Source organism: Streptomyces aureus (assembly GCF_001418135.1).
Taxonomy (GTDB): domain Bacteria; phylum Actinomycetota; class Actinomycetes; order Streptomycetales; family Streptomycetaceae; genus Streptomyces; species Streptomyces aureus_A.
This window is the reverse complement of the sequence record NZ_LIPQ01000245.1, coordinates 1-8,057: the sequence shown is the minus strand read 5'-3', so window position 1 is coordinate 8,057 and position 8,057 is coordinate 1. Positions and strand designations below refer to the sequence as shown.

General features: G+C 73.1%; 7 protein-coding genes. All 7 read right to left on the bottom strand.

Annotation, left to right across the window (positions count from 1 at the left end; translation table 11 throughout):
• On the bottom strand, positions 1 to 1,093 hold a 1,093-nt coding region (locus AOK00_RS20775), incomplete at its 3' end, for an acyl-CoA dehydrogenase family protein (protein WP_055601800.1).
• On the bottom strand, positions 1,090 to 3,033 hold the full coding sequence (locus AOK00_RS20770; RefSeq protein WP_055601799.1) for an acetyl/propionyl/methylcrotonyl-CoA carboxylase subunit alpha: 1,944 nt from the start codon (positions 3,031 to 3,033) through the stop codon (positions 1,090 to 1,092). The genes AOK00_RS20775 and AOK00_RS20770, both read right to left, overlap by 4 nt.
• Before the next feature lie 26 nt (positions 3,034 to 3,059).
• A complete protein-coding gene (locus tag AOK00_RS20765; RefSeq protein WP_055601797.1) occupies positions 3,060 to 4,661 on the bottom strand; it encodes an acyl-CoA carboxylase subunit beta in 1,602 nt (533 codons plus the stop codon).
• Positions 4,658 to 6,349, bottom strand: coding sequence for an acyclic terpene utilization AtuA family protein (locus AOK00_RS20760; protein WP_055601796.1), 1,692 nt, complete (start codon positions 6,347 to 6,349; stop codon positions 4,658 to 4,660). The genes AOK00_RS20765 and AOK00_RS20760 overlap by 4 nt, the downstream gene beginning before the upstream one ends.
• Positions 6,349 to 7,140 carry a TIGR03084 family metal-binding protein gene (locus AOK00_RS20755; protein ID WP_055601795.1) on the bottom strand — a complete coding sequence of 264 codons (792 nt, stop codon included), beginning with the start codon at positions 7,138 to 7,140 and terminating at the stop codon, positions 6,349 to 6,351. Before AOK00_RS20755 ends, AOK00_RS20760 begins: the two co-directional genes overlap by 1 nt.
• A gap of 144 nt (positions 7,141 to 7,284) precedes the next feature.
• Positions 7,285 to 7,467, bottom strand: coding sequence for a DUF1272 domain-containing protein (locus tag AOK00_RS20750; RefSeq protein ID WP_107097438.1), 183 nt, complete (start codon positions 7,465 to 7,467; stop codon positions 7,285 to 7,287).
• A 106-nt stretch (positions 7,468 to 7,573) separates the two neighbouring features.
• Positions 7,574 to 7,951: a VOC family protein gene (locus AOK00_RS20745; protein ID WP_055601793.1), complete on the bottom strand. Its 378-nt coding sequence runs from the start codon at positions 7,949 to 7,951 to the stop codon at positions 7,574 to 7,576.
• Positions 7,952 to 8,057: the final 106 nt, after the last annotated feature.

Genomic DNA, 8,057 nt, shown 5'->3' with positions numbered 1-8,057 from the left:
AGTTGAGGATCATCTCCCGGCTGACCGGGGCGATCCGGGCCACCCGCGCCGCCGTGACCAGCCGGGCCAGGCCGAACTCCTTGGTCAGGCCATTGCCGCCAAGGGTGTGGACCGCCTGGTCGACCGCCCTCACACAGGCCTCCGCCGCCGCGTACTTCGCCATGTTGGCGGCCTCGCCCGCGCCCATGTCGTCACCCGCGTCGTAGAGGTGCGCGGCCTTCGCCATCATCAGGCGGGCCAGTTCCAGCTCGATGTGGGCCTGGGCCAGCGGGTGCGCGATGGCCTGGTGGGCGCCGATCGGGGCCTTCCAGACCTGGCGCTCCTTCGCGTACCTCACGGCCTGCGCGAGCGCGTACCGGCCCATGCCGATCGCGAACGCGGCCGTCATGATCCGCTCCGGGTTGAGCCCCGCGAAGAGCTGGAGCAGGCCCGCGTCCTCGTCGCCGACGAGCGCGTCGGCCGGCAGGTGCACCTCGTCGAGCGTCAGCTCGAACTGCTTCTCGTTCGCGTCGAGTTCCATCTCGATGTGCCGCCGCTGGAAGCCGGGGGCATCACGCGGGACGATGAAGAGACAGGGCTTGAGACTGCCCGTGCGGGCGTCCGACGTACGGCCCACGATCAGGGTCGCGTCGGCGATGTCGACACCCGACACGAACACCTTCCGCCCGTCGAGGACCCAGCCCTCCTCCGTACGGGTCGCGGTCGTCGTGATCCGGTGCGAGTTCGACCCCGCGTCGGGCTCCGTGATGCCGAACGCCATCGTCCGCGAGCCGTCCGCCAGGCCCGGCAGCCAGGCCCGCTTCTGCTCCTCCGTGCCGAAACGGGCGATGACCGTGCCGCAGATCGCGGGCGAGACCACCATCATCAGCAGCGGCGCGCCCGCCGCGCCGGCCTCCTCCAGGACGATGGACAGCTCCGCCATGCCTCCGCCCCCGCCGCCGTACTCCTCGGGCAGGTTGACCCCCAGATAGCCGAGCTTGCCGGCCTCCGCCCACAGGGCGGCCCGGTCGAAGCCGGGGCCGTGCCGGTGGCCGAGCGCGGAGACGGCGGCGCGGAGCGCGGTGAGCTCTTCGCTTTCGATCATGGTGCTCATACGGTCTGGTCCTCCTGTGCTGCTTCGGTCGTGGCGTCGTCCGAGACGACGGCGAGCAGGGCACCCACCTCGACCTGGCGGCCGGGGGCGGCGTGGAGCGCGGTGAGCATGCCGGAGGCGGGGGAGATGACGCGGTGCTCCATCTTCATCGCCTCCAGCCAGAGGAGCGGCTGCCCGGCGGTGACGCGGTCGCCGACGGCGAGGCCGTCCGCGACACGGACGACGGTGCCGGGCATGGGCGCGAGCAGCGAGCCGGGGGCCGTCTGCTCACGCGGGTCGGTGAAGCGGGGGCGGACGGCGAGCCGATGCGGTCCGGCGTGCACGATCCCGTCCCCGTACGCCGCGACCCCGAAGTCCCGTACGACTCCCGCTACTTCGAGCCGCACGCGGTCGGGGTGCGCCGAGACCACCCGTACGCCCTCGGGAGCCGTGACCTCGAACCCGCCGTCCCGTGTCGGCCGGTAGCGGACCTCGTGATCACCGTAGGTCCGCGTCTCGTCCTGGGAACGGAGGTTGCGCCAGCCGCCGCCGAACCGGCCCCTGTTGGCGGCGGCCTCGGCGAGGGCGGCGGCCACGGCCGCGTACGCCTCACCGGTCCGGGGCTCCGTCAGCGCGTCGAGGTTCCGGTCGTAGAACCCGGTGTCAAGGAGTCCGGGATCCCCGAACCCGGGGTGCCGCAGCGAGGCGACCAGGAGGTCCCGGTTGGTGACCGGGCCGTGGATCCTGGCCCGGTCCAGGACGTGGGCCAGCTTGCGGATCGCCTCCTCGCGCGTGGGGGCGTGGACGATCACCTTGGCGAGCATCGGGTCGTAGTGGACTCCGATCGTGTCCCCGGAGACGTACCCGGTGTCGAGCCGGGTCCGCCCCTCCCCGGGCAGCTCGAAGAGGTGCAGGACCCCCGTCTGCGGGGCCCACTCGCGCGCCGGGTCCTCCGCGTACAGGCGCGCCTCGATCGCGTGGCCGCGCGGGGCCGGGGGCTCCGGCGGCAGGGCGCGGCCCTCGGCGACGGCCAGCTGGAGGGCGACGAGATCGACCCCGAACGCCTCCTCCGTCACCGGGTGTTCGACCTGGAGGCGGGTGTTCATCTCCAGGAAGTGCGCCCTGGGGGTTCCCCCTGTTCGAGCGAAGCCGAGAGCTTGGGGGACGTCCGCCACCAGGAACTCGACCGTGCCCGCGCCGACGTAGCCGACGGCCTTCGCCGCCCGGACGGCCGTGTCCAGGAGGGACGCTTCGAGCGCGGCGGGCAGACCGGGAGCCGGTGCCTCCTCGACGACCTTCTGGTGGCGCCGCTGGAGGGAGCAGTCGCGGGTGCCGAGCGCCCAGGCGGTGCCGTGGGTGTCGCAGAGGAGCTGGACCTCGACGTGCCGCCCGTTCTCAATGTAGGGCTCGACGAACACCTCGCCGTCCCCGAAGGCGCTGAGCGCCTCGGCCGAGGCGGCGGCCAGCTCCCCTTCGAGCTGGGCGAGTTCCCGTACGATCCGCATCCCGCGACCGCCGCCGCCCGCCGCCGCCTTCACCAGGACGGGCAGGTCGGCCTCGGTCACGTCGTCCGCCGCCAGGGGCGCGATGCCGAGGAGCTCCTTGGCGCGGGTCTTGGACGCCATCGCCTCGATCGCCTCCGGCGGCGGACCGATCCACACCAGGCCCGCGCCGATGACCCGCCGGGCGAAGTCGGCGTTCTCGGAGAGGAAGCCGTAGCCGGGGTGGACGGCGTCCGCGCCCGCGGCCAGCGCCGCCTCCACCACCAGGTCACCGCGCAGATACGTCTCCGAGGGCGCCGCCCCCGGCAGCCGTACCGCCGTGTCCGCCTCCCGGACGTGCAAGGCGTCGGCGTCCGCGTCGGAGTACACGGCGACGGTCGAGATGCCCAGCTCACGGCAGGTGCGGAAGACACGGCAGGCGATCTCGCCCCGGTTCGCGACGAGGACGGAGGTGATCATCGAGGGCTCGGTCATGTGCAGGGGCCTCACATTCGGAAGACGCCGAAGCCGCCGCGCGCGCCCTCGACCGGTGCCGTGTGGATCGCGGAGAGGCACAGCCCGAGGACCGTGCGGGTGTCGCGGGGGTCGATGACCCCGTCGTCGTAGAGCCGGCCGGAGAGGAACATCGGCAGGGACTCGGACTCGATCTGCGCCTCGACGAGCGCCCGGAGACCGGCGTCGGCCTCCTCGTCGTACGGCTGCCCCTTCGCGGCGGCGCTCGCCCGCGCCACGATGGAGAGGACACCGGCGAGCTGCTGGGGTCCCATGACGGCGGACTTGGCGCTGGGCCAGGCGAAGAGGAAGCGCGGGTCGTACGCCCGGCCGCACATGCCGTAGTGCCCGGCGCCGTAGCTGGCCCCCATGAGGACGGACAGGTGGGGGACGCGGGAGTTCGACACGGCGTTGATCATCATCGCGCCGTGCTTGATGATGCCGCCCTGCTCGTACTCCTTGCCGACCATGTAGCCGGTGGTGTTGTGGAGGAAGACGAGCGGGATGTCGCGCTGGTTGGCGAGCTGGATGAACTGCGCGGCCTTCTGCGACTCCGGGCCGAACAGGACGCCCTGCGCGTTGGCCAGGATGCCGACCGGGTAGCCGTGCAGGCTCGCCCAGCCCGTGACCAGGCTCGGCCCGTACAGCGGCTTGAACTCGTCGAAACCGGAGCCGTCGACGATCCGGGCGATCACCTCGCGCGGGTCGAAGGGGGTCTTGAGGTCCCCGGGCACGATCCCCAGCAGCTCGTCCTCGTCGTACCGGGGAGGCTCGGCCGGCGTCACGGGATCGGGGTGCGCCTTGCGGTGGTTCAGACGGGCCACGATGCGGCGGGCCTGGCGGAGCGCGTCGGCCTCGTCGACGGCGTAGTGGTCGGCGAGCCCGGACGTCCGCGCGTGCATCTCGGCGCCGCCGAGCGACTCGTCGTCGCTCTCCTCCCCCGTCGCCATCTTCACCAGCGGCGGACCGCCGAGGAACACCTTCGACCGCTCCCTGATCATCACGGCGTGGTCGGACATGCCGGGGACGTACGCGCCACCGGCCGTCGAGTTGCCGAAGACGACCGCGATCGTGGGGATGCCGGCGGCGGAGAGGCGGGTGAGGTCGCGGAAGAGCGCGCCGCCGGGGATGAAGATCTCCTTCTGGGAGGGGAGATCGGCGCCGCCGGACTCGACGAGCGAGATCACGGGCAGGCGGTTGGCGAACGCGATCTCGTTGGCCCGGAGTGCCTTCTTCAGCGTCCACGGGTTGGAGGCGCCGCCGCGTACCGTCGGGTCGTTGGCGGTGATCAGGCACTCGACGCCCTCGACGACCCCGATGCCGGTGATCAGGGAGGCGCCGACCGCGTAGTCGCTGCCCCAGGCCGCGAGCGGCGACAGCTCGAGGAAGGGGGTGTCCGGGTCGACGAGCAGCTCGATGCGCTCGCGGGCGAGCATCTTGCCGCGCTCGCGGTGCCGCGCGATGTACTTCTCGCCGCCGCCCGCGAGGGCCTTGGCGTGCTCGGCCTCCAGGGCGGTGAGCTTGTCGAGCATGGCGGCGCGGTGGGCCCGGTAGTCGGATCCGCCGGTGTCGAGGGCGGAGGCGAGGACGGTCACAGGAGTCCCTCCGGGATGTCTGTTGCGCGGGAGCGGAGCCACTCGCCGAGGGCCTTGGCCTGGGGGTCGAAACGGGCCTGGGAGGCGACGCCCTCGCCGAGGATCCCGGTGAAGGTGAAGTTGAGCGCGCGGAGCCGCGGCAGAACGTGCCGGGTGATCTCCAAATCAGCCGTCTCGGGCAGGAGTTCACGGACCCGCTCGACCGTGAGGGCGTGGGCGAGCCACCGCCACTCCTCCTCCGTACGCACCCAGACGCCGACGTTGGCGTCGCCGCCCTTGTCGCCGCTGCGGGCGCCGGCGATCCGGCCGAGGGGCACGCGCCGGGTGGGCCCCGGCGGCAGCGGCTCGGGAAGGTCCGGCGCGGGAACGGGCTCCAGCTCCCGTGTCCGTCGCGGTACGGGGACGGGGACGCGGCTCCCGTCCGGGAGCACGGCCGTGTGGGGAACGTCGGCGGCCGGTACGTACGCGCTCTCGAAGACCCCGTAGGGGGCGCCCTTCCCGGGCGGCGCGGTGACATGGAAGCCGGGATAGCTGGCGAGGGCGAGCTCGATGGCGGCGCCGGTGAGGGCGCGGCCCACGGTCTCGGGGGCCGGATCGCGGACGACGAGCCGCAGCAGGGCGCTGGCGGTCTCCTCGGTGTCGGCGTCGGGCCGGTCGGTGCGGACGAGCTCCCAACGGACCTCGCGGGGGCGGCCGTCGGTGAGGGCGTCCTCGACCTGCCCCCGCACCAGCGCGGCCTTCTCCTCGATGTCGAGGCCGGTCAGGACGAAGACGACCTCGTTGCGGAAGCCGCCGAGCCGGCTGAGCCCGACCTTGAGCGTCGGGGGTGGCGCCTCGCCCCGTACACCGTCGATCCGGACCCGGTCGGGGCCGTCCTGGGTGAGCCGGACGCTGTCGAGGCGGGCGGTGACGTCGGGCCCGGCATAGCGGGCGCCGGACGTCTCGTACAGGAGCTGGGCCGTGACCGTACCGACGTCGACGAGGCCGCCGGTGCCGGGGTGCTTGGTGATGACGGCGCTGCCGTCCTCGTGGAGTTCGGCGAGCGGGAAGCCGGGGCGGCGGAAGAGCGCCGGGTCGTGCTCGCGGAAGAAGGCGTAGTTGCCGCCGGTGGCCTGGGTACCGCATTCGAGGACGTGCCCGGCGACGACCGCGCCCGCGAGCTTGTCGTACTCCTCGGCCTCCCAGCCGAAGTGCCACTGCGCGGGCCCGGTGACGAGGGCCGCGTCGGTGACCCGGCCGGTGACGACGACGTCGGCACCGGCGGCGAGGCAGGCGGCGATCCCGGCGCCGCCGAGGTAGGCGTTGGCGGCCAGCGCGCCACCGACGGCCGGGAGGCGGTCACCCTCCACGTGCGCGACACGCGTGGGCAGACCGAGCTTGGCGGCGAGCACGCGCAGGGCGTCGGCGAGACCGGCGGGGTTGAGGCCACCGGCGTTGGTGACGATCCGGATCCCGCGGTCGTGGGCGAGGCCGAGGCCCTCCTCCATCTGGCGCAGGAAGGTCCTGGCGTACCCGGACGCCGGGTCCTTGAGCTGGTCGCGGCCGAGGATGAGCATGGTGAGCTCGGCGAGGTAGTCACCGGTGAGGACGTCGATCCGGCCCTCGGGCCCGCCGCCGGTGAGCATCTCGCGGACGGCGTCGAACCGGTCGCCGTAGAAACCGGAGGCGTTGCCGATACGGAGCACCATCACCGGGCCCCTCCGGCGGGCCGGCCCGGACCCGCCGGTCCGGCGAAGGCCTGGGCGATGGTGAGCCAGTGCGCGGCGTCCGGGCCGACGGCGACGAGGGAGGTGTCGTCACGGTGGACGCGCTGGGTGACGAGCAGACAGAATTCGAGCGCCGAACCGGTCACGGTCTGGGCGGCGCCCTCGGGCCCGTAGACCCACACCTCCCCGCTCGGCGATACGAGTTCCACCCGGACGGGCTCGGCGGGAACGGGCAGTCCCCGCACCAGATAGGCGTAGTCCCTGGCCCGGTGGCCGATCCAGGCGACGTGCCGGATGCGGTCGGTCGGCGTGCGGAGGACCCCGAGGGCGTCGGCGACGTCCTGCCCGTGCGCCCAGGTCTCCATGAGCCGGGCGGTGGCCATGGCGGGGGCGCTCATGGGCGGCCCGTACCAGGGAAACCGCGCACCGGCGGGAACCGCCCGAAGAGCCTCCTGGAGCAGCTCGCGCCCGTCACGCCAGTGGGCGAGCAACTCGCCGGGCGGCAGCTTCGCCCCCTCCTCGGCACCCTCGTCGACGAAACGCTCGGGGGCGGCGACGGCCTTGGCGGTCACGGCGGCGAAGCCGTCGGGGTCGGTGGCGGCGAGGAGCGCGGCGCGGTCGGTCCAGGCGAGGTGGGCGATCTGATGGGCGACGGTCCAGCCGGGGGCGGGAGTGGGGGCGGCCCACTGCTCCTCGCTCAACTCGCCGACAAGGACGTCGAGTGCTTCGCTCTCCTCGCGCAGATCATCGAGGACGACGGCGGGGTCGGACACGGTGCGCTCCCCTCGGGACACGGCGGCGTGCCCCGGAGCATGACAGCGAACCCGAAAACAATCAAGCATGCTTGCTTTCATTGGCGCGACACCGACCCCGCACCTCCGCCGCCGACAGGTCGGGCCCCGGAGGGGTACGCGCCGCTACCCGGCCACCCGACGGGGACGCGCCACCAGCTCACCCCCGCAGTTGGGGCAGACGTCGCTCATCGCATCGGCGCACGGCACGCAGAAACTGCACTCGTACGAACAGATCCGCGCGGGCCCGTCCGGCGCCAACGCCGCGGCCCCGCACCGCTCGCACCGGTCTCGCATCTCCAGAGCCATGATCGGCTCCCCTCCTCGTAGGTCGGACGACAGCCCCATCGTCCGAGGAGCCCCGGCACCCCGGAAACAGCGGGAAAGCCAAAGATCAACGGAATCGGGTCAGAGGTCAGTGCCTGACCAGGCAGAACGGGTGCCCGGCGAGGTCGGCGTACACCCGCCAGCTCCTCGTGCCGTCGCCGCCGTCGAGGAGCCGGGCGCCGAGTGCCACGACCTGGTCGTGCGCCGCGTCCAAGTCCGCGACACCGAAGTCGAGGTGGAACTGCTGGGGGCGCTCGGGGTCCGGCCACGTCGGCGGGCGGTGGTCGGGGACACCCTGGAAGCAGAGGACGAGGCCGCCGGGGGTGTGCAGGGTGGACCAGGCCTCACCCAGGGACCAGCGGCGGTCCGGGCGGTCGACCTCGCCGCCGAGCACCGAGCGGTAGAACTCGGCGAGTTCGGCGGGGGCCGGGCAGTCGATGACGAGGCACTGCAGTTCGGCGATCATGCGCGGATCCTAGAACCCGGCCCACCGCGAAAGCCCTGGCAACGACCGTGAAGCGCGACCGGGCCCAGCTGTATCGCCTCGTTGGGTGGGGGACGCGGCTTGCGGG